At 64.2% G+C, this 21,357-nt stretch carries 20 protein-coding genes; 6 read left to right on the top strand and 14 right to left on the bottom strand.

Translation table 11 applies throughout. The features are described 5' to 3' along the window. Positions 1-16: 16 nt before the first annotated feature. Positions 17-1,963: a polysaccharide biosynthesis protein gene (locus Q362_RS0100180; RefSeq protein ID WP_035215088.1), complete on the bottom strand. Its 1,947-nt coding sequence runs from the start codon at positions 1,961-1,963 to the stop codon at positions 17-19. A 441-nt stretch (positions 1,964-2,404) separates the two neighbouring features. Beyond that, complete coding sequence (locus tag Q362_RS18425; protein ID WP_035215085.1) at positions 2,405-2,713, bottom strand: GNAT family N-acetyltransferase; 309 nt, start codon at positions 2,711-2,713, stop codon at positions 2,405-2,407. Positions 2,714-3,038: 325 nt separating this feature from the next. On the opposite strand from Q362_RS18425, the gene Q362_RS0100165 reads away from it, so the two are divergent. The 4 genes from Q362_RS0100165 (at position 3,039) to Q362_RS0100150 (ending at position 7,412) form a co-directional block, all read left to right on the top strand. Beyond that, the gene (locus Q362_RS0100165) at positions 3,039-4,064 is read left to right on the top strand and encodes a phospholipase D-like domain-containing protein (protein WP_245590117.1); all 1,026 of its coding nucleotides are present in this window, start codon (positions 3,039-3,041) and stop codon (positions 4,062-4,064) included. A gap of 358 nt (positions 4,065-4,422) precedes the next feature. Then, complete coding sequence (locus Q362_RS0100160; RefSeq protein ID WP_028317011.1) at positions 4,423-6,051, top strand: hydantoinase/oxoprolinase N-terminal domain-containing protein; 1,629 nt, start codon at positions 4,423-4,425, stop codon at positions 6,049-6,051. A gap of 103 nt (positions 6,052-6,154) precedes the next feature. Continuing rightward, on the top strand, positions 6,155-6,853 hold the full coding sequence (locus tag Q362_RS0100155; RefSeq protein WP_051553395.1) for a cytochrome c biogenesis protein CcdA: 699 nt from the start codon (positions 6,155-6,157) through the stop codon (positions 6,851-6,853). Positions 6,854-6,914: 61 nt separating this feature from the next. Then, positions 6,915-7,412, top strand: coding sequence for a TlpA family protein disulfide reductase (locus Q362_RS0100150; protein ID WP_035215082.1), 498 nt, complete (start codon positions 6,915-6,917; stop codon positions 7,410-7,412). Positions 7,413-7,428: 16 nt separating this feature from the next. On the opposite strand, the gene Q362_RS0100145 is transcribed toward Q362_RS0100150, so the two are convergent. The 11 genes from Q362_RS0100145 to Q362_RS0100090 form a co-directional block, all read right to left on the bottom strand. Continuing rightward, on the bottom strand, positions 7,429-7,854 hold the full coding sequence (locus tag Q362_RS0100145) for an acyl-CoA thioesterase (protein WP_028317008.1): 426 nt from the start codon (positions 7,852-7,854) through the stop codon (positions 7,429-7,431). Beyond that, entirely contained in the window at positions 7,854-9,245 is a 1,392-nt protein-coding gene (locus tag Q362_RS18420; RefSeq protein ID WP_169737338.1) for a TolC family protein, read from the bottom strand. The genes Q362_RS0100145 and Q362_RS18420 overlap by 1 nt, the downstream gene beginning before the upstream one ends. Positions 9,246-9,433: 188 nt before the next feature. Further along, positions 9,434-10,147 carry an ABC transporter ATP-binding protein gene (locus Q362_RS0100135; RefSeq protein ID WP_028317007.1) on the bottom strand — a complete coding sequence of 238 codons (714 nt, stop codon included), beginning with the start codon at positions 10,145-10,147 and terminating at the stop codon, positions 9,434-9,436. Next, positions 10,144-10,938 carry an ABC transporter ATP-binding protein gene (locus tag Q362_RS0100130; protein WP_028317006.1) on the bottom strand — a complete coding sequence of 265 codons (795 nt, stop codon included), beginning with the start codon at positions 10,936-10,938 and terminating at the stop codon, positions 10,144-10,146. Before Q362_RS0100130 ends, Q362_RS0100135 begins: the two co-directional genes overlap by 4 nt. Before the next feature lie 11 nt (positions 10,939-10,949). Next, positions 10,950-12,296, bottom strand: a complete 1,347-nt coding sequence (locus Q362_RS18415) for an ABC transporter permease subunit (protein ID WP_051553392.1) — start codon at positions 12,294-12,296, stop codon at positions 10,950-10,952. 9 nt (positions 12,297-12,305) lie between these two features. Further along, complete coding sequence (locus Q362_RS0100120; RefSeq protein WP_084312086.1) at positions 12,306-13,478, bottom strand: branched-chain amino acid ABC transporter permease; 1,173 nt, start codon at positions 13,476-13,478, stop codon at positions 12,306-12,308. Positions 13,479-13,550: 72 nt separating this feature from the next. Further along, the gene (locus Q362_RS0100115) at positions 13,551-14,753 is read right to left on the bottom strand and encodes a branched-chain amino acid ABC transporter substrate-binding protein (RefSeq protein ID WP_028317004.1); all 1,203 of its coding nucleotides are present in this window, start codon (positions 14,751-14,753) and stop codon (positions 13,551-13,553) included. Between the two features lie 404 nt (positions 14,754-15,157). Then, on the bottom strand, positions 15,158-16,309 hold the full coding sequence (locus Q362_RS0100105; RefSeq protein ID WP_028317003.1) for a cytochrome d ubiquinol oxidase subunit II: 1,152 nt from the start codon (positions 16,307-16,309) through the stop codon (positions 15,158-15,160). 1 nt (position 16,310) lies between these two features. Further along, entirely contained in the window at positions 16,311-17,849 is a 1,539-nt protein-coding gene (locus Q362_RS0100100; protein ID WP_028317002.1) for a cytochrome ubiquinol oxidase subunit I, read from the bottom strand. Beyond that, positions 17,842-18,117: a DUF4492 domain-containing protein gene (locus Q362_RS0100095; protein ID WP_051553390.1), complete on the bottom strand. Its 276-nt coding sequence runs from the start codon at positions 18,115-18,117 to the stop codon at positions 17,842-17,844. The genes Q362_RS0100100 and Q362_RS0100095 overlap by 8 nt, the downstream gene beginning before the upstream one ends. Next, positions 18,114-18,599 carry an RrF2 family transcriptional regulator gene (locus Q362_RS0100090; RefSeq protein ID WP_028317000.1) on the bottom strand — a complete coding sequence of 162 codons (486 nt, stop codon included), beginning with the start codon at positions 18,597-18,599 and terminating at the stop codon, positions 18,114-18,116. The genes Q362_RS0100095 and Q362_RS0100090 overlap by 4 nt, the downstream gene beginning before the upstream one ends. 200 nt (positions 18,600-18,799) lie before the next feature. On the opposite strand from Q362_RS0100090, the gene Q362_RS0100085 reads away from it, so the two are divergent. Together Q362_RS0100085 and Q362_RS21795 are read left to right on the top strand one after the other, a co-directional pair. After that, on the top strand, positions 18,800-19,648 hold the full coding sequence (locus Q362_RS0100085; RefSeq protein ID WP_028316999.1) for a class I SAM-dependent methyltransferase: 849 nt from the start codon (positions 18,800-18,802) through the stop codon (positions 19,646-19,648). Positions 19,649-19,684: 36 nt separating this feature from the next. Continuing rightward, positions 19,685-20,194: a PaaI family thioesterase gene (locus Q362_RS21795; protein WP_051553388.1), complete on the top strand. Its 510-nt coding sequence runs from the start codon at positions 19,685-19,687 to the stop codon at positions 20,192-20,194. Between the two features lie 7 nt (positions 20,195-20,201). Here Q362_RS21795 and Q362_RS18405 read toward each other — a convergent pair whose 3' ends face one another. Next, positions 20,202-21,125: a hydroxymethylglutaryl-CoA lyase gene (locus Q362_RS18405; protein WP_084312084.1), complete on the bottom strand. Its 924-nt coding sequence runs from the start codon at positions 21,123-21,125 to the stop codon at positions 20,202-20,204. Positions 21,126-21,357 lie beyond the last annotated feature (232 nt).

The following is a 21,357-nucleotide window of genomic DNA, read 5'->3' as shown; positions in this document are numbered from 1 at the left end:
TCTTCCCCTGAACCGGTCATACCGTAAAATCGGGCCTGTATTCAGGAACAATGCGCTGCAGGGTCTCTTTGATCCCTTTACTGTCCAAGGCCTGGGCCTGCTGCGCCAACTGCTCGAGCTGGTTGCCGAGCATCGCGCAGGAAAGGTTCTTTTCCCCGCGCAGCACCATGATCTTTTCATGATGGGTATCGACGATACCCTCGCCTTCGGTGATCAACTCTTCGTAGAGTTTCTCACCCGCGCGCAGCCCGACGAAGCGGATCTCGATCTCACTGTCCGGCTCCCGCCCGGTCAGACGAATCAATTCCCGTGCCATGTCGACAATCTTGACCGGTTCGCCCATCCTGAGGATGAAAATCTCGCCCCCCTCCCCCATGGAACCGGACTGGAGGATGAGTTGGGCGGCCTCCTCGGCCGACATGAAATAGCGGGTCACCTCCGGGTGGGTGACCGTCACCGGGCCGCCTTTTTCGATCTGCCGTTTGAACAGCGGGATGACCGAACCCGATGAGCCCAAAACATTGCCGAACCGGACCCCCATGAACCGGGTGGCATGGTGGCGATGGGGATCGGGGGGCGGCGGAGGCGACGGTTCCTCTCCCTGCGCCCTTTTCCAGGCCGGACAGAGCGAGCCGTCCCAGCAGGAGCCGCTGTAGGCCAGCATCAGCAGTTCGGTCACCCGTTTCGATGCCCCCATGACATTGGTCGGCCGGACCGCCTTGTCGGTGGAAACCAGCACGAACCGCTCCACACCGTGGACGATCGCGGCTTCCATCAGCAACTGCGTGCCGAAGATATTGTTGTAGACCGCCTGCCAGGGGTTGCGCTCCACCAGCGGCACATGCTTGTAGGCCGCGGTATGGAAGACCACGGCGGGTCGGTGCCGCCGGAACACGTCGTTCAGCAGGCGGAGGTCCTGGACCTTGCCGAGAATGGCGATGGTTCCGACCCCATCGTGCTCATGGCGCAGTTCCATCTGCACATTGTAGAGGTTTTCCTCGCTGGCATCAAAGAGGATGATCAAGCCGGGCGAAAACCGGAGCAACTGCCGGCACAGCTCGGAGCCGATCGAGCCGCCCGCCCCGGTGATGAGCACCGTCTTGCCGGTCAGATACAGGCCGATTTTCTCCTGTTCCAGCCGGACCTCCTCACGGCCCAGCAAATCCTTGAAGGAAATGTCGCGGATGGTCCGGATCGACACCCGGTCGTTGATCAACTCGCCCATGGTGGGCAAGACCTTGAAGGGCAACTGGGTCCGCTGGCACAACCCGACGATCCGTCTCATTTTCGCCTTGTCGATGACCACCGTGGCGATGAGAATTTCCTGGGCCCTGGCGCGGCGCACATGCTCGCCGATGTCCTCGATCACACCCAGAACCGGGACGTTGAACAGCTTCATGCCGGTTTTGCCAGGGTCGTCATCGACAAGGCCAACGGCCTTGTACGGCAGTTGACTGTTTTCGTGCAATTCCCGCAGCACCCGGGCGGAGGCGTCGCCGGCGCCGACCAGCAGCAACCGTTTCTGTTCCACGGGTTCGGCAGCGTACAAGCCCCCTGACCCGTTGCCCAGGTGCAGGTAGCCAAAGCGGATGAACATCCTGTGGCAGGAAATGAAGCCAAAGGTGAAGACGCCGTCAAGGATGAAAACGGACCGCGAAAACCCGATGAAATGGGAACCGAACAGCACCAGCAGGACGATCAGGGCGGAAGAAAAGGCGGTGGCCAGGGCGATATTGACGATATCGTTCAGGCTGGTGTAGCGCCACATCCCCCGGTAAAGGCCGAACAGGTAGAACGTGGGGATCTTGACCCCCAAAATGACGGGCAGCAAACCGGTGCATTGCCGGAAGACCGGTTCTCCGTGCAGCACGGAATCGAAGCGAATCGCGTAGGCCAGGTAATGCGCCAGCACGACCAGGACGGCATCTCCGCAGAGGATCAGCCAGAACTTCGGATTCTTCACCAAATTCCGGAGCAAGTGCCAGTGCGAGGAAATACTGCTCAACACGGTTGCGGTCGTGCTCCTGCGTCAGGAATACAGCAAACAGTTCGAGTACTCTTCATCCCCATACAGGTACGATGTGCAGATGAATGTTCACGCTGCATGTTTCCGAAAAATGCAAAATTTGCACTGCTATATCCCAATAACGAAAACAAATTTCAACCTATAAAAAAAGAAACGACCGGACAACGCCCGGCGACGGGCACCGGCATTTCCATCCTCCGACAGGTGCCGGTGCGCCCGAAGCGCTTGCGGTCACTCGCTTCTTGCCCGACATCCCTTTGCCGATTCAGGGCATGCTGGCAAAAAAATACGGGCGAAAAAGATGGGCGATCACCCGTGGCCGACGCTCTTGCCGCCGTCAATCCACCGGAACGGCACGGGCGCCCATCGTCGCGGGCATCATGCGCCGTCGCCGGCCAAAGGCACCGAACCCGCACGCAGATCGGCGTATTCCGCGTTCCGCTCCATGAAGGCGGCCACATAGGAACATTGCGGCACCACTTTTTTGCCTTGGCGGCGGGCATCCTCCAGGGCAAACCTGGTCAGGATCGCGGCCACGTTTTTTCCCCGCAATTCCGGCGGCACAAAGGTATGGGTGAACGCCAGCACGGAGTCGCCCTGCTCCACATAGTCCAGCACGGCGACCTTGCCTTCGAGGCTCAGCTCGAAGCGCTTCATCAACTCATTCTTTCTCGGCTCGTTTTCCATGGTGTCTTCTCCAGATGGTGCTGAATCTCCGTCGACCGCCACGGACCGACCTGTCCGGGCATACCCTGTCGGCCGCTCCCGGTTTCTCTCCCGGACGATCCGTGGTACACTGGTACAATCGACACAACCGCCTGACAACCGGATCAAACCCTGCCCGCACGCTGACGGACGAATGCGATCTCACCGCCGGACCACACGAAAACGTTTTCACCTTCCCGGGTTGCTGTCCCGCATCAAGGGCATCCCCGACGTGGTCCGTTTCCACCATAACAGAGTTGTCCTTCTTCCGCACGGAGGAGATTTTTTCCCGGCACTCTTCCGGGCGATGGCCGCAGCCACCGCCGCCATCTGCGCCGAATTCTACATCATCAAGGCCGACGGCACCGGCCGGGCCTTTGCCCAGGCCCTGCGGGAAGCGGTGGCGCGGGGGGTGGAGGTGTCGCTTATTTACGACGCCATCGGCTGCTTCGACACCCCTTCCTCCTATTTCCAGCAGTTGCAGGCCGCCGGGGTGCGCTGCCTGCCGTTCAACAAACCGGCCTTTTCCAGACTGCACTGGCTCGACATCCGCGATCACCGCAAGATGGTCATTGTCGACGGCACCACCGCCTTCCTCGGCGGGCTCAACATCGGCGACGAATACGCCGGCTACGGCGACAGCTACGAGCGCTGGCGCGATGTCGGCATCCGCCTCGACGGGCCGGCGGCCGGAGAATTGCAGCGCCTGTTCCGCCGCACCTGGGGCCAGACGGGAGGTGTCGGCATTCCGGGACAGCATGTTCCGCCAGCCCTGCCCGCCGGTGACGCCGATGTGATCATCATCAACGGCTCCCCCCATCACAACCGGCCCCTCATCCGCAATTCCTTCCGGTTGGCCGTGGCCGGAGCCGTTGACCGCATCCGGATCATCACCCCCTATTTCCTTCCCGGCCCGCGGGTGGTCCGTACCCTGCTGCGGGCCGTCAGGCGTGGCGCCCAGGTCCGGATGATCCTGCCCTCGATCAGTGACGTACCTTTCATGCAAATGATGAGCCGTGCCTATCTCAAACCGCTGATGGCGGCCGGCGTGGAAGTCTACGCCCGCCAGGGCACCATCCTCCACGCCAAGGTCATGCTCATCGACGGCCGCTGGGTGACGCTGGGCTCGGCCAATCTCGATTTCCGCAGCTTTCACCGCAATTTCGAGATCAACGTCATCATCGACAACCAGGCCTTCGGCGCCCAGATGGAAGCCCTCTTCGAGGAAGAACTGCCCCTGTCGAAACGGCTGTCCCTGGTCGACCACATGCGCGCCACCTGGTTCGAACGGTTTCTGGCATGGCTGCTCGCTCCCTTGAGCCGCTTCCTCTGACTCCTTCCATTGCCGCTGCAACAGCCGGCCGTTGGGCTTTCTTCGTCAGCCCAACATTCAGCCGGGGCCGGGGCTGTGACTTCATCGAAGCGAGCCCCCTGAAATGACTCATCCGCCTCCGCCACGTTTCGCCGTGCGCATCACATCGTATCTGACCTGGAAACGGAATCAACCTCACGAAAAAGCTGGCCTTTCGGAAAATCAGGCGCATGCAGGGCTTGATTTTAGGGCTGGCCGGTGGTATCCATCAACCCTTCGCCTCCCTTGGCTTGCCAAGGGAGGCTTGCCCTGGCCCCATCCCGATACCCGATATTTCCCTGTCGCACAATTCCGACAGCGCACCCACGACACTCCCATCATGACGACCTACTGCATTGGCATCGACACCGGCGGCACCTACACCGACGCCGTCCTTCTGGACACCTCCACCGGCCGGGTGGTCGACTGGCGCAAGGAACGGACCACGCCTCACGACCTCAGCTTGGGCGTCGGCCGGGTCCTGCAGGGCCTGCTCCGGCAATCGGTGCATGCCCGCGAGGTTGCCGGCCTGGCCGTGTCCACCACCCTGGCCACCAACGCGGTGGTCGAGGGCCGGGGCGCCCGCGTCGGCCTGTTCGTGCTCGGCCATGTCCGCCATTTCAAACTGCCGGTGATGGCCACCATCTTCTTTAAGGGCGGCCACACCATCACCGGCGAGGAGGACGAGCCCCTGGACATCGAAGGGTTGGTGGACACCCTGCCGCAACTGGCCGGCGAGGTGGACAGCTATGCCGTATGCGGGGCCATGTCGATCAAAAATCCCGCCCACGAGTTGGTGGCCCGCGAAGCCATCCGGCTGATCGACCCCAAACCGGTCTTCTGTTCCCATCTGGTTTCCAGCCATCCGGGCATGCTCGAACGCTCGGCCACCGCCTGCCTCCACGCCAGGCTGATGCCGCTGATGACCGATTTCCTCGCCTCGATCCAGCGGTCCATGCTGACGGTGGGGCTCGACTGCCCGGTGACGATCATCTGCGGCAACGGGCGCGGCGCGGCCCTGGACCGGATCGCCGACCAGGCGGCCGTCACCATGGCCAGCGGCCCGGCGGCCACCGCCCGCTTCGGCGCCACCTGCGGCTTCGACTCGGCCCTGGTGGTCGATGTCGGCGGCACCACCACCGACGTCTGCCTGATCAAGGATGGCACGCCCCTGCTCAACCGCGAGGGCTGCACCATCGGCGAATGGCGGACCCATGTCGAGGCGGTGGACATGTACACCGCCGGCGCCGGCGGCGACAGCCACGTCGTCTGCCACCAGGACGGCCGTATCGCCCTGGGCGGCATCCGGGTCCAGCCCCTGGCCATGACCCCGGATCTCCCCGACCCGCACCGCTGGCTGAACCGCGACACCGATACCTACCTGGTCCTGCCGGTGGCCGGCCTCGACCCGGAGGTGGTGGGCGACGACGCCATCCTCCACTCCCTGGCGCAGCACGGACCGATGCCGCCCAGCGTCCTCGCCGCCCGAACGGGAACCGGCGGCATCCTCCTGGAAAAACGGCTGGAACGGCTGTTGTTTCTCCAGCGGGTCGTGCTGGCGGGCTTCACCCCCACCGATGCCCTGCACGGGCTGGGGCAGCTCCATATCGGCCACGGGGAATCGAGCCTGCGCGGTGCCGAGGTGCTGGCCGGCCAGATGGGCATGACCGCCGACGCCTTCTGCCGGCAGGTCGTTGCCGAGACCGAGGCGGCCATCGAAACCATCCTCCTCTCCTACCTGGCCCGGTCGGTCTGGCAGGACAGCCCGAGCGCGCCCCTGCTCAACCGGCGCGACAACGATCTGTTTTCGGTGCGGTTCACCCTGAAATTGCCGATCATCGGTATCGGCGCCGCCGCCCGGTGCTTTCTTCCCGGCGTGGCCGAACGGCTGGGCACCACCGTCGCCTTCCCCGAGCACTGTGAAGTGGGCAATGCCATCGGCGCGGCCCTGATCGCCATGCACGGTTGAATGCAGCGGCGCGACGGCAACCGGACCGGAGCTTTCTTCTTTACTTCTGCCGCAGCCTGGTTATTTTTGAGAAGGAATATCAACTAGCCCGGAAGAAACGGTCATGGATGTCCTGCTCAGCCAATTCGATACCTATTTGCACTCCTCGCTGCTCACCTCGCTGATCATGGCCTTCATCGGCGGCGTGCTCGCCAGCCTGACGCCCTGCGTCTACCCGATGATTCCCATCACCGCCGGCGTCATCGGCCATGCCAACGTCGGCGGCTCCAGGTGGCGGGGATTTTTCCTGTCCCTGATCTACGTGACCGGCATGGCCCTGACCTATGCCGCCCTCGGGGTCTTCGCCGCCGCCACCGGCCGCTTTTTCGGAACGATCAACAGCAGCCCCTGGACCTTTCTGGTGGTCGGCAACGTCCTGCTCCTCTTCGGCCTAGCCATGCTCGACGCGGTGCCGCTGCCCACCTTTGCCGGCCGCTTCGCCTCGACCCGCCTGGGTCTGGGCGGGATTTTCCTGGCCGGCATCGCCTCGGCCCTGGTGGCCGGTCCCTGCACCACGCCGGTCCTAGGCAGCCTGCTGGCCTACACCGCCACCTCCCAGAGCCTGATCGCGGGCGGCCTTTTGCTGTTCGTCTTTTCCCTAGGCATGGGCGCCCTGCTCCTGGGGGTGGGCACCTTTTCCAGCTTCCTGGCCGCCCTGCCCCGCTCCGGACCATGGATGGTCCTGATCAAAAAGGCCATGGGCATCCTCATGCTGCTCGTCGCCCAGTATTTCTTCGTGAAGGCCGGCTCGCTCTTCCTCTGAAAACGCCTCGCCCGACCCTTCTGCTCCATTGGCCCGAAACCCGAAACCCCGGATAGACCCTATGCGCCCCTCCCTGATACCCAGCGTCCTGTTCCTGGCCCTGCTGCTCCTGCTCCCCAATGCCATGGCAGCGGCACAACTCGGCCAGCCCCTGATTCCGTTCAAGGGGACCGACCTGAACGGCCAACCCTACGACTTGCAGGCAAGCATCGGCAGCAAACCGGTGATGATCATCTTCTGGGCCTCCTGGTGCCCGACCTGCCGGACCGAGGTGCCCAAGGTGAACCAACTGGCCGAGAAGTACCGGGCCAAAGGCATGGAATTCGTGGCGGTCAATATCGGCGTCAACGATTCGGTCGAGCGCGCCCAGGCCTTCGCCCGCAAGACCGGCATGACCTATCCGGCCTATTTCGACGGTTCGGGCACCATTGCCGAAAAATACCGGCTGCAGGGGGTGCCGACGATCATTGTTGCCGACAAGCACGGCATCATCCGCTTCCGCAATTTCACCGTCCCGAATATTTCCGAGGCCAATTTCACCGCGCTGATGGCGGATTGAGGGGAAAGGAAAAGGATCAGGGCTCGTTGGCCGGGGCGATGATCGCGTAGGCTTCCCGGACCTCCGGGGGGATGGTCATCGGTTTGCCGGTGTGCAGGTCGCAGAAGATGAACAGGGTCTCGGCGGTGGCCAGCACGACCTGGTCGGCAGGGCGGATGAACTTGTACTTGCGCAGGGAACGGAATTTGCGAAGATCCGCGACCCAGGTCAGGATGGCGATGGTCTCGCCGGCATAGGCCGAATGGAGGTATTCGATGGCGTGCGAGCGGATGATCCAAGTCCTGCCCATGGCCGCGTACCGCTCCTGGGGCCAGCCCAGTTCGTCTGAATGCGCCATGGCCGCCGCCTGCATCCACTGCACGTACTGGACGTTGTTGACGTGGCCGTTGGCGTCGATGGCCGTGGCCGGCACCACCAGTTCTGTTTTGCCGATAGGAGCCATTACCTGCCCCTGGCCGAAAGATCGAAGCCGGTCAGGTTCCGGCCCGTGGCCGACAGCAGCCGCTGCCGGCCGAGATGGTACGAAACCAGGGCCTGGGCCAGGCGGCTGTGGGCGGCGACCAGATCCCGCTGGGCCTCGTTGAGCCGTACCAGCGAGGCCTCGCCGGCCTCATACTCGTTCTTGGCCAGATCGCGGTTTTCCTCCACCAGTTTGACGGTTTCCCGCTGCAGGCGCACCTGTTCCTGGGCGGCGGCCAGAAAGGCGAGGTCCTGCCGGATCTCGGCGGCCACGCTGTTGCGCAGCCCGGCCAGGGTGTACACCGTTTCCCGCCTGGCCTGCTCGGCCTCGATCAGTCTCGCCTTGTCGGCGCCACCGGCGTACAGGTTCCAGCTCATGTTCACCCCCACGGTGTTGCCGAAGTCGTCACCGGTCAGCCGCGCGTCTCCTTCCCGCACCCCTTCGACCGCTCCGGCCAACTGGAGTTTGGGGTAAAAGGGCGCCTTGGCCATGCCGGTGCCGGCCTCGGCCTGTTTGACCGCCAGCTCCAGTTGGCGGATGTCGGGCCGAATCGCCAGGGCCTCCCCGATCAGGGCCTCCGCGCTTTCCTTCTGCTCGACGAGGACCGTCTCCTTGTCCAGGGGCGCCAGCCGCAGATGGGGCGGAAAGGCGGCATCGACCAGGCCCAGCAGGGCCGCCAGGCCGTATCCCGCCGCCTCGAATTCCCGTTGCGACTGGATCAGGCTGGTCCGGGCCGAATTGACCTGGACCCTGATGTTGAGGACATCGCCCCAGGGGCCGGCGCCGACATTGAACCGGTTCTGGGCGTCCTCCAGTTGCCGGTTGTAAAAGGTCTCGTCGGCCCGGTTGATGTCGATGTACGTCTGCGACAATTGGGCGTTGAGAAAGGCCTCGGCCACCGCGGTCACCAAAAGCCGCCGGCTGTCGGCCAGGCCCGCGTCCGCCGCCTGCTCGCCGTAGATGGCCTGTTTTTCCTTGAAGTCACGGTAAAAGCCGTCGAACAGCAGCCAGGTGGCCTGGATGTCGGAACGGTAGACGCCGGTGGTCCGGTCCGCGGTTCCGCCCATCAGCGCGGCCAGGCCGCGGTTGTACTGGTAATTGTTCTCGGAGAGCTGCTGCCGGGCCCCGGACCCGCCGATATCCAGGCTCGGCCACCAGGTGGCCGCCGCCTGCCGCACCCTGGCCCGCGCCTGTTCGATGCGCGCCTGGGCGGCCGCCATGTCGGGATTGCCGGCCAGGGCGATCGATTGCGCAGTGCCGAGATCGAGCACCTTGATCCCGGCCAGATCGGGCGCCGCCGGCTGTTCCGCCCCGTAGGCGGTGCCTCCCAGGCACGAAACCGCCATCAGTATTGCCACCAGTGTCCGTCGCATCGCTTCCTCCAACCGGAAAAGGGCGCACAGCCCCGTCGCTTGCTCATCATATCGCGGCGTCTTCGCCCGCCCTGCCATTCCATACCGCCCCGATCCGGGCTGCGGGCCGTTCCGGCACTATAAACCACTTTCCCCGGCGGAGGACAGAAGAAAAACGAGCGGGCCCGGAGCGGCCGGGCAACAGGAGGTCAGGCCATGCCCAGATAGGCGGTCCGGACCAGCGGGTCGCGGCGCAGATTGGCCGCGGTATCGTTGAGCACCAGTTCGCCGTTCTGCAGGACATAGCCGCGGTGGGCGACGGACAGGGCCATCAGGGCGTTCTGCTCCACCAGGAGGATGGTCACGCCCTTGTCGTTGAGCATGGTGACGATGTCGAAGATCAGCTCCACCAGCACCGGCGCCAGCCCCATGGAGGGTTCGTCGAGCATGAGCAGGCGGGGCTGCATCATCAGGCCGCGGGCAATGGCCAGCATCTGCTGCTCGCCGCCGGACAGAGTGCCGCCGTGCTGGTCGATCCGCTCTTTCAGCCGGGGAAAGAGCTCGAAGCCGTACGCCATGCGCTCGCGGACCGCCTCGGGGTCGCGCACGGTGAAGGCCCCCATCTCCAGGTTCTCGCGCACCGTCAGCGTGGGGAAGATGCCGCGCCCCTCGGGGACGTGCCCCAGGCCCGCGGCAACAATGGCGTGCGGCTCCATTCGCGAGATGTCGCGACCGTCGAACTCGACCCGCCCGCTGCCCGGATGCATCAGCCCCGAGACGGTGCGCAGGGTCGTGCTCTTGCCGGCGCCGTTGGAACCGATCAGGGTGACGATCTCCCCCTCCTCGACCGTGAGCGAGATCCCCTTGAGGGCGTGAATATGCCCGTAGAAGCTGTGGACGTCGGTCAGGCTCAACAGGCTCATCGCCAGCGCTCCTCGTGTTGCCCGGCCACGGCGCCGCGGCCGAGGTAGGCCTCGATCACCCTGGCGTCGGCCCGGATTTCCGCCGGGGTGCCCTCGGCGATCTTCTCGCCGTAGTCCATGACGCAGATCCGCTCGGAGATGTTCATCACCACCCGCATGTCGTGCTCGATGAGCAGGATGGTCACCCCGCGTTCGTCGCGGATGGTCCGGAAGAGCCGGGTCATTTCCTCGGTTTCCTGGGGATTCATGCCGGCGGCCGGCTCGTCGAGCAGAAGCAGCAGCGGCTCGGCGGCCAGGGCCCGGGCGATCTCCAGCCGCCGCTGGGCGCCGTAGGGCAGGTTGGCGGCCAGTTCGTTGCCCACGCCGACGAGGCCGACGGTGCGCATCAGCGCCATGGCCCGCTGTTCGGCCTCACGCTCCTCCCGCCGGAAGCCGGGCAGACGCAGCAGGGCCTCGAGCGGCGACTGGCTTAAGTGGACATGCATGCCGATGAGGATATTCTCGATCACGGTCATGCCGCCGAACAGGCGGATGTTCTGAAAGGTGCGGGCGATGCCCCGGGCCGCGATCCGGTCGGGCCGCAGCCCCGCCAGCGAGCGGCCGTTGAAGCGGATATCCCCCTGATCGGGCCGATAGATGCCGGTGAGGGTGTTGAACAAGGTGGTCTTGCCGGCGCCGTTGGGGCCGATGATGCTGACGATCCGGCCGGGCTCCACCTGGAAATTGACCTTGTTGACGGCGGTGAGGCCACCGAAGGATTTCACCAGGTCGATCGTCTCCAGCAGGGTCATGCCCGCCGCCCTCACTCGGCCTCGGGCGGCTCTGCCGCCAGGGTGCGCATCCGCCGTCTGGCCGGAATCAGGCCGGCCGGCCGGAAGATCATCATCAAAATCAGGATCAGGCCGAACAGCAGCCGCTGGTACTTGGCCGGGTCCAACTGGTTGGACAGATCCTTCCAGGCGAAATTGATCAGCGGGATGACCGCGTCGCTCTGGCGCAGCTCGCTCAAATACAGGGATACGCCCTGCAGGACCTGGAGATTGAGCAGGGTGACCACCGCCGCCCCGAGGATCACGCCGGCAATGGAGCCGGAGCCGCCGAGGATGACCATGGCCAGCACCCCGATGGACTGCATGAAGGAGAAGGATTCGGGGCTGATGAAGGTCCGGCTGGCGGCCAGCAGCACGCCCATGACCCCGGCGAAGGAGGCGCCGACGGCAAAGGCGGCCAGCTTCATCCGCACCAGCGGAATCCCCATGGCGATGGCCGCGGTCTCGTCCTCGCGGATGGCGGTCCAGGCGCGGCCGATCTTCGAGTCGTCCAAATGCCGGGTGACCAGGATGATGATCAGGATCACCGCCAGGGCCAGCACATAGAAGAGGACGTTGTACATGTCCGCCGTCTCGACCCGGTGGCCGATCGCCGGGCCGAACAGGGTGTTGAAGCCGTCCACCGCCCAATCCGGCATGGTGGGCCGCTGGATCGGGGTGATGCCTTGGGGGCCGTTGGTGATGTTGAGCGGCTTGTCCAGGTTGTTGGCCAGCACCCGGATGACCTCGCCGAATCCCAGGGTGACGATGGCCAGATAGTCGCCGCGCAGCCGCAGCACCGGCGAGCCGAGCAGGATGCCGGTGATGGCGGCGACGATGATCGCCAGGAACAAAAACAGGTAGAAGGCGTCGCCCGGCAGGAGAAAGGGCAGATCCGAAGGCTGGGTGCCGGGGGCGAAGGGCAGGACGAAATACTGCTGCGAGCCGAAAAAGGCCCAGAGGTAGGCCCCGACCGCGTAAAAGGCGACATAGCCCAGATCGAGCAGGCCGGCGAAACCGACCACGATGTTCAGGCCCAGGGCCAGGGCCGCGAAGACGCTGATCTGGAAAATCACCTCGAGGTAGAAGATATTGCGCACCCCGATCACCGGGATGATCAGCAGGGCGAGCACGGCGCCGGCGATGAGTTTGAAGCGCCGGTCCGCCTCAAGGATATAAAGCGAAAACAGCGAACTGATCAGCACCAGGAAGGCGAGGTTGGAGCGGGGCGCTGAATAGACCAGGGCGCTGCCCAGGCCGATGTGGGCGAGGATGAGCAGGTAGGGCAGGATGCCGGTGTTGATTCGCGCCCACAGCAGGTTGCCGAAACGGTTGCGCATGGGACCTCGCTAGGCCTTCTGGCCGACATGCCGGCCCATCAGCCCCTGGGGCCGGAAGACGAGCACCAGGATCAGGATGGAAAAGGCAAAGATGTCCTTGTATTCCGAACCAGCGGCTCCCATGGTGAACACGCCCAGAAAGGAACCGGCAAAGGTCTCCAGCATGCCCAGGACGATTCCGCCCAGCAGCGCGCCGGTCAGGTTGCCGATGCCGCCGAGCACCGCCGCGGTGAAGGCCTTGAGGCCGGGAAAGAAACCGACAAAGGGATCGATGCGGGTGAATTTCAGGGCATAGAGCACGCCGGCGGCGCCGCCGAGCAGGCCGCCGATCAGGAAGGTGAGGGAGATGATACGGTTGACGTTGATCCCCATCAGGCTGGCGGTGGCGCGGTCCTGGGCCACGGCGCGGATGGCCTTGCCCATCCGGGTGGCGTTGACCAGGTAGTTGAGCCCGGCCAGCATGAGGACCGCGGCGGTGATGACGATGATCGATTTCACCGAGATGCCGAGCGGCACGGTGGTGTCGCCGAGGGCGAGACGGCCCAGCATGATGCGGCGGTCGAAATTGCCGAAGGTGGGCATGATCCGGTTGAACTGGCCGGTGGTCAGGCCCTCCACCAGGCGGATCACATCCTGGAGCAGGAAGGAAACGCCGATGGCCGAAATCAGCGGAACCAAGCGGGCCGCACCCCGTAGGGGCCGATAGGCGACCCGCTCCACGGTCACCGCCAGGGCGCCGGCCGCGGCCATGCCCATGAGGAGGGCCAGGGTGAGATAGGCATAGGCCATGCCGAGCGAAGCGGAGCGCAGCAGGCCGGTGTGATCGAGCGCGATCAGGAGTTCGACGCCGACAAAGGCGCCCACCGCGAAGATCTCGCTGTGGGCGAAATTGATGAATTCGAGCACGCCGTAGACCATGGTGTAGCCCAAGGCGATGGCGGCATAGACAAAGCCGATGGTCAGGCCGTCGATGACCACCTGGGGGAGGTTGACCAGGGTATAGGTGGCAAGCGAGACGTTGTAACGGTCGTGCAGATGGAGGCCGACCGCGGTCTGGTCGAGGATCAGGGCCAGGACAAGGACAAGGGCGGACAGGACACCCGCGCTGCCCAGGGAAAACAGCAATAACTGGCCGATGGGGCGGATCAGCTCACGGATGTTGACGGCGGCAAAGGGTGGCATCGGCACTTCCCGGCTCGTGAAACGCTTCCGGCCCTTCGCACGAAGAGCCGGAAGCTCGGGCTTGAGGAAGCCTTATTTGGGCGGGGCGAGGTTGAGGGTCTCGACCACACTGTTCTCGTTCCAGTGGGCGGGGTCCGCCGACTTGACATTGAGCACGAAATACTGGGCCATGGTGGGATCGCCGATCTCGTTGAAGCTGAACGTGCCGGTGATGCCGGCAAAATCCTTGATGGCCCGGATGGCCTGGGTCACCTCGGCCCGGGTCGGCACCTCGCCCTTTTTCGCCTTGGCGGCCTGCTCGATCGCCTTCAGGCAAATGGCCATGGCATCGTAGCCCTGGGCGGCGAAGGGCTGCGGGTCGGCATTGTACTTGGCCTTGAAATCCTGGATGAATTTGGCCGCGCCCGCATAGACCGAGGCCGGGCCGGACACCGTGGAGTAATAAGTGCCGGCGCCGTCCAGCAGGGCCTGGCCGGCGATCTTGGCGGCATCGGAGGAATCGAAGCCGTCGTCGCTCATGAACATGCCCTGGTAGCCGCGCTCCCGTGCCTGCCGGAACAGGACCGCGCCCTGGGGATAAATGCCGCCGAAATAGACCAGGCCGGGATTGCCGGCGATCACCGGCGACAGCAGGGCGTCGAAGTTGGCCTTCTCCTCGGTGCCCTCGAAACCGAGCACCTTCATGCCCTTCTCTTCGGCCCGTTTCTTGAAAAATTCCGCGATTCCCTGACCGTAGGCGGTCTTGTCATGGATGATGAAGACGCTCTTCACGCCCCGGCTGGCGGCGAAATCGGCACCGACCACGCCCTGGACATCGTCGCGGCCGACAACGCGGTTGACCTCGGCATAGCCCCTGGTGGTCACCTTGGGGTTGGTGGTTCCCGGACTGACATTGGCCAGCCCGGAGGAATGGTACACCTCGGAGGAGGGGATGTGGACGCCGGAATTGAAGTGGGCCACCACCGCCAGGATGGCGGGGTCGGAGACGATGCGCTTGGCGTTGGCCACGCCGGTGTCCGGGTTGGCCTGATCGTCGAAGGGTGCCAGTTCGACCTTGAATCCCATGTCGGCCAGCGGCTTGCCCACCTGTTCCAGGGCCAGCTCGGCGCCGCGCTTGATGTCCACGCCCACCGCCGACTGGTCGCCGGACAGCGGCGACTGGCTGGCGATCTTGATCGACTTGACCGGTTCGGCCGCAGCCGCGTGCAGACTCAGGATCAAGGTCATGCCGGCGGCGGCCAGCAGGGAGCAAAGGGACAGGGTCGTTTTCGGCATGCTGCATCCTCCTGGACAATGGGACAAGGATATGGGGCGTGCCCCCGTTCGGGCCGGCACGGACACCGGACCGTCTCTCGTTCATGGCATATTTGCATACAAGGCGCCATGATTTTGTGCACGAAAAAAAAATCGCTCTTGCCGGTTTTTTTCCCACATTCCAGAAAGATTAGAGGCAGCGCTCCCCCACGCTGTCGTCTTGGCCGCGCGTCGCGGGAACGGTCCGGCCGGCGCGCTCAGTACAGATCCAGCTTCCGCAGCAGCCGGATGGCAATCACATACGCCGCCGCCAGCACGGCGACCCAGGCAATCGAGAGAAAAATGCTCATCATCTGTGGTGTTCCTCTGAAAAAAAGTGAGCCGGAAGAGGCGGGGCGCCTCTTCCGGGGAAAACGACTGCGGCCTCAGTACGCGGCCTTGTCGCCGGTGTCCTCGATACCGATCTTGTTGCGGTTCATCTGTCGCCAGGTATAGGCGATGTACGCCAGGACAAAGGGGATGGTCAGGGCGACATAGGTCATCACCTTCAGGGTGTAGGGGCTCGACGAGGCGTTATAAATGGTCAGGCTCGACTGGAGGTCGACCTTGGAGGGATAAAAGGCGGTGTTGTTGTAGGCCGGCAGCAGCAGAACGGTCAGGCCGATCAGCACCGTGCCGATGCCGCCGTACCAGATGCCGCGGGTTGCCGTGGTCTTGGCGGTTTTCCACGCGCCGAAGATCACCAGGCCGAGCCCCGCGACCAGGAGGACGAGCAGCCAGGGGTTGGCCAGCAGGTTGCGCAGGTACTTGAAGCTGACGATCTCGATGGTGCCCTTGGCGTCGACAATGCCGTACCCGCGCATGAACAGGAGCGAGGCCACGATCAGCAGGCAGAAGGGCAGGGACAGCAGCAGGTTCTGCCAGCAGGCGGCCCGCAGGCGGGTTGCCATTTCCGGCACCTCGCCCAGTTCCAGGTTGTTGACCAGGTACATGGCGCCTAAGGTGCGGGCGTTGAACACCAGGAACAGCCCCACGGCGATGTTGAACAGCGACGACACCGAGGGGCTCAGGGCCGCTTCCAGACCGCGGAAGGGATGGGTCCAGGTGACGAAGTTGTTGGCGTCCAACTGGAAGTTGGAGCCGGTGTAAAAGGTGCCGACCGCGGCGCCGATCAGCAGGATGCCGACCACGCCGTTCAGGAACAGAAAGCCCTCGTAGACCAGGCTGCCGAAGATGTTCCACGGCTTTCTGCGGAACTCGTAGCTGACCGCCTGGACGATGAAGGTGAACAGGATCAGGATCCACACCCAGTAGGCGCCGCCGAAGGAGGTGGAGTAGAACTTGGGGAACGAGGCGAACAGGGCGCCGCCGAACAGCACCAGGGTGGTGAAGGTCAGCTCCCATTTGCGGCCGAGCGAATTGATGATCAGATCTTTTTCGGTCCGGGTCTTGGCCATCTGCCACAGCAGGCTCTGGCCGCCCTGGACAAAGGTCATGGCCAGGAACAGGGCGCCGACGACCGAACAGAGCAGCCACCAGAAATGCTGCAGGGTTGCGTAATCGAGACGTTCTATCATGTCAGTTTTCCTCCGGTCCGATGTTGATCTGTTTGACCATGATGCTGATCTCGGCGATCAGCAGCAGGGTGAAGAGGACAAGGAATAGAAAGAAGGTGGTCTGCACCGTGCCCGATGTCAGGTTGGTCCGGGCGATGGTCACCGGCAGCAAACCCTGGATGGACCAGGGCTGCCGCCCCACTTCGGCCACGATCCAGCCCGCCTGGGAGGCGATCATGCCCAGGATATAGGTGATGGTGCCCAGCCCCAGCAGCCACTTCTTCCGCTCCAGCGTCCCCTTGTAGGAGAAGTAGAGGTAGCCGATGAAAATCAGGGGGAACAGAGTGCCGAGGAAGACCATGACATGGAAGGCGTTGAAGGACAGGGCCACCGGCGGCACCGCCTCTTCCGGCTTGTTCAGATAGCCGTAGCCGAGAAATTCCTTGTGCTCGTCGAACGCGGCGAGCTGCACTTCGGCGGCGGCCGCGTCGCCGGCCTTTTTCGCCTGCCGGTAGGCATCGAGGCTCGCCACCGCTTTCCTGCCGAGCTCCATCTTCTGGACCGCCCCCAAGACGTCGTGTTCGGCGTTGCCGTAGACCAGATCCTTCATGCCGGGCACGAAGGAGTTGAAGGAGCGGTTGGCCATCAGCGACAGCAGGCCGGGGATGTGGATATTGAAGCCGTGGAAGGCCGGCTGGGTATCGTAGACCTTCTTGTCCCGGTTGATGACGCCGAAGGCCACCAGGCCGGCGTTGGTCTGCCCCTCGTAGAGCCCCTCGAAGGCCGCCAGTTTCATCGGCTGCACCTGGGCGATCTCATAGGCCGACTCGTCGCCGTTGAAGATGGTGAAGATCGAGGCCACCAGCCCCAGGCAAGCGGCGACCACGATCGAACGCTTGGCCATGAGCACATGGCGGCCGCGCAGCAGGTACCAAGAGGAAATCGAGATGACGAAAAACGCCCCCAGCATCATGGACGAGCTGGTGGCGTGGGTGAATTTGTTGACCGCGTAGGGCGAGAAGGCGACCTCGAAGAAGTTCTGCATCTCGAAACGGGCGGTATCCGGGTTGAAGGCCTGGCCCACCGGATACTGCATCCAGGCGTTGGCCACCAGGATCCACACCGCCGACAGGTTGGAGCCCGCCGCCACCATCCAGGTGGCGAACAGGTGGAACCCCTTGGACACCCGGTTCCAGCCGAAGAACATCACCGCGAAGAAGGTGGCTTCGAGGAAAAAGGCGACGATGCCCTCTATTGCCAGGGGCGCGCCGAAAATGTCGCCGACCATCCAGGAGTAATTCGACCAGTTGGTGCCGAACTCGAACTCCATGATGATGCCCGTGGCCACGCCGATCGCGAAATTGATGCCGAACAGCTTCATCCAGAACTTGGTCAGCCGCTTCCACTCCTCGCTGCCGGTACGCACGTAAATGGTGTGAAAAAAGGCGATGATCCAGCTGATGCCCAGGGTGAGCGGCACGAACAGCCAGTGGTACATGGCGGTCAGGGCGAATTGCGCCCTGGCCCAGTTGACCATGCCAAGGTCCAAATTTTCAATCATGGGTCTTCTCCTTTGACGGTTGAACAGAGCCTGGGGCGGACTGCGTCAGCTGCTCGATCACATAATCGGCCCGTTGTGCATCGGTGGTAAACTGAGTAGCCAGGAAATCAGGAAAGAAAAAAAATTTCAAGACCGCAAACATGATAAACAGTTTGATGAAAATAATTTTCCACAGGGTGCGGCCCACGGTCATCTGGCGGAAGCCGTCGCGGTAGAAGCGGTAGATCCGGGTCACCAGCCAGGGGCGGGGGGGATTTTGCTCGGTCATTGCACTTCGTTGCGGATGGGGCCGGTCACATCGAGGCCTTCCGGCTCGAGCAGGACCTCGAGTGGGGCGGACAGGCAGGAGGTTTCGGCGATCAACTGCTCGAAGCTGACCTGGCGCAGAGTGGCGCGCAACTGCTCGCGGGCGCTCAGCCAGACGCGGTGCACGGCGCAGTGGTAGCTGGCCTTGCACCCGCTCGGCCGGGCGATGCAGTCGTTGAGCTGGATTTCGCCGATCATGGTTTCCACCACCTCCAGCAGACTGATGGCGGCCGGATGCTTGCTGAGGACGAAGCCGCCCCGCGCACCCTGGCGGATCTCGATCAGCCCCGCCTTGGCGAGATCCTGGGCGATCTTGGCCAGGAAATGGGCCGGGATGTCCGCTTGCCGGGCGATTTCCTGCCGACTGGTCAGGATGCCCTTACCCTGCTGCGACAGATAGAGCACGCAACGGATGGCATATTCGGCGGCACGGGTCAAACGCATGGATCGGACCCCCAAAGAAGACAAATAAGAGTAATTTTATCCTGAATATCTGATTCCGGTGGGGGTGTCAACAACGAATGCCGGCTTGCGCCGGGAAAGAAAGGAGGCAGCCACAGCCGGCCGCCTGGTTGGCGGCGGCCTCCTTTGACTGGTCGTGCGCGGGGGTTGACTTCCCCGGCCGGCTCGAATAAAGGAGAGGCATGCCCATCGACTGCCCAAGCACAACGGCACTGCGCGTGGCCATCCGCCGCGCCGCCCATCAGGTGCTCGACCATCCCAGGATTTTTGACGATCCGCTGGCCCTGCGCGTTCTCTGCTTGGATGCCGCCGCCCCCGACCGGAGCTGGCTGGACGACACGCCGCTTGTCCGCGTGCTGCGGGCCTCGCTGGCCGCGCGCAGCCGCCACGCCGAAGACATGCTCCAACAGGCCCGGCAGCAGGGCCTAGGCCAGTATGTCGTACTCGGCGCCGGCCTCGACACCTTTGCCTGCCGCCATGCTGCGGACGATGGCGGCGATCTGCGCGTGTTCGAGGTCGACCATCCGGCCACCCAGGAATGGAAACGGCAGCGCCTGTTTGAAGCGGGCATCGCCGTTCCGGACCACTGCACCTTCGTGCCAATGGATTTCGAAACCCAAACCCTGGAAGAAACGCTGCGGCAGGCCGGATTCGACAGCGACAGGCCGGCCTTCTTTTCCTGGCTGGGCGTGACCATGTATCTGACAGCCGAGGCCATCGACGCCACCCTGCGCGCCGTTGCCGCGCTGCCCACCGGCAGCGGCATCGTCTTCGACTACATGATCGCGCCGGAATTGCTCAGCCCCAGGGCCCGTGCCGCCTTCGCCGGAATGGCCGACCGGGTCGCCGCCGCCGGCGAGCCCTTCCGGACCTTTTTCGCACCCGCCCTTCTCGCCGACCATCTGCGGGAACTGGGCTTCGGACGCATCGAGGACATGTCGCCGGAGGCATTGGACGACCGCTACTTCCGGAACCGGGTCGACGGCCTGCGCGCCGGCAGACTCGCCCACCTGATGACGGCCTGGGTCTGAACCGCCGTTTACCCCGCAGAAGAGGAGGAACCCGAAATGCTCGTCAACCGCGACGCCCTGCAACCGGTCGCCAATCTGGAAGGACAGACCTGCTTCGGCTGCGGCATCAACAACCCCGTGGGGCTGCACATGGCCTTCCACACCGACGGGGAGCGGCTCTATTCCTTTGTCACCGTGCCCCCTGTCATGGCCGGCTGGGACCGGACGGTGCACGGCGGCATTCTGTCGACGATGCTCGACGAAATCATGGGCTGGTCGATCATCTATCTGCTGGGCAAAATCGCGGTGACCAAAACCATGACCGTGGAATTCAAAAAACCGGTCCAGGTGGAACAGCCGCTGACCGTGGTCGGCACCATCGGCGAGGCGGCCGACCGGCAGGTCGTGATGACCGGCGAGATTTATGGCGCGGAGGATCTCCTCTGCACCAGGGCCAGCGGCACCTTTGCCACCATGCCGACGCAGACCGCCGTCCGGCTGGGAGTGATGCGGGCCGACTACATGGAACGGTTCCTGCCGATCCTGCAGCAGCGCGCCGGCGCCTGAGGCCGCCTCACTCCGCTTCGCGGCGAACCGTACCGGGAGGCGACTCCTCCCGCGCCCGGCAGATCCGCCCCCGCAGGGGCCGTTCGAGCAGGGCCTCGATGGCGTCGACCGCCCGGCACAATCCGGCCAGATCCAGGCCGGTGTCCACCCCCATTCCCTTGAAGAGATGGACCGCGTCCTCGGTGGCGACATTGCCCGGCGCACCCTCGATGAACGGGCAGTCGCCAAGGCCGCCCGCCGCCACGTCGAATGCCCGCACCCCGGCGGCATAGCCGGCATACAGGTTGACCAGCCCCAGGCCGCGGGTGTCATGCAGATGCAGCGATAGCCCGATTTCCGGATAGGCGGCGCGCACCGCGGCAGCCAGGCGTTTCACCTGCTCGGGATGGGCCATGCCGGCGGTGTCGGCCAGGCTGATCTCCCCGGCGCCGGCGGCCGCCAACTGCCCGACCGCATCCAGGACGGCGGCCTCGGCGATCTCGCCTTCGTAGACGCAGCCAAAGGCGCAGCGGAGCCCGGCGCGGATGCGGACACCCCCGGCCGTGGCCGTGGCGATCAGCCGGGTGGCCGCGGTCATCACCTCGGCCGCGGACCGGCCGTCGTGTTTGCGGCTGTCACTTTCCGAAACCGGCACGATCACGCTGAGATGTTCGAGGCCGCTGCGGACCGCCCGCTCCACGCCCCGTTCGTTGTGCACCTGGGCCGTGCAGAGGATGTCCGGGTACTGTTGCCGCACCAGCGAGACCAGGACGTCGGTGTTGGCCACCTGCGGCACGGAGCGGGGGTTGACGAAACTGCCCAGCTGGAGCCGGCGCACTCCGGCCAGGGCCAGCAGCCGGACGATCTCCAGCTTCTCCGCCAGCCCGAACAGCCGGCTTTCCCCCTGCAATCCATCCCCCAAAGCCTCTTCCTGCAACACAACCCGCATCATGCATCCTCAATGAAAAACTCGTCTCGACGCGCCCCTCGGCAGCCAGACTGCGATCATAGCATGTCGCGGCGCCAGAAGCGAAAAGATTAGCGCCGGCCCGCGGCCGCCCGGCAGGCGTCCCGCCATCCGGCCGGCGATCAACCGGCCGATATTTCCCTGGCAAAATGCCGGCCTTGTTCGTACAATGCCCGCCACCATTTGGCCCGTTTTCGCCCAAACCTTCGTCATCAAA

Origin of the sequence: Desulfobulbus elongatus DSM 2908 (genome assembly GCF_000621145.1) — a bacterium.
Lineage (GTDB): Bacteria > Desulfobacterota > Desulfobulbia > Desulfobulbales > Desulfobulbaceae > Desulfobulbus > Desulfobulbus elongatus.
The sequence above is the reverse complement of the archived record's forward strand: the minus strand, read 5'-3'. Positions and strand labels throughout refer to the sequence as shown.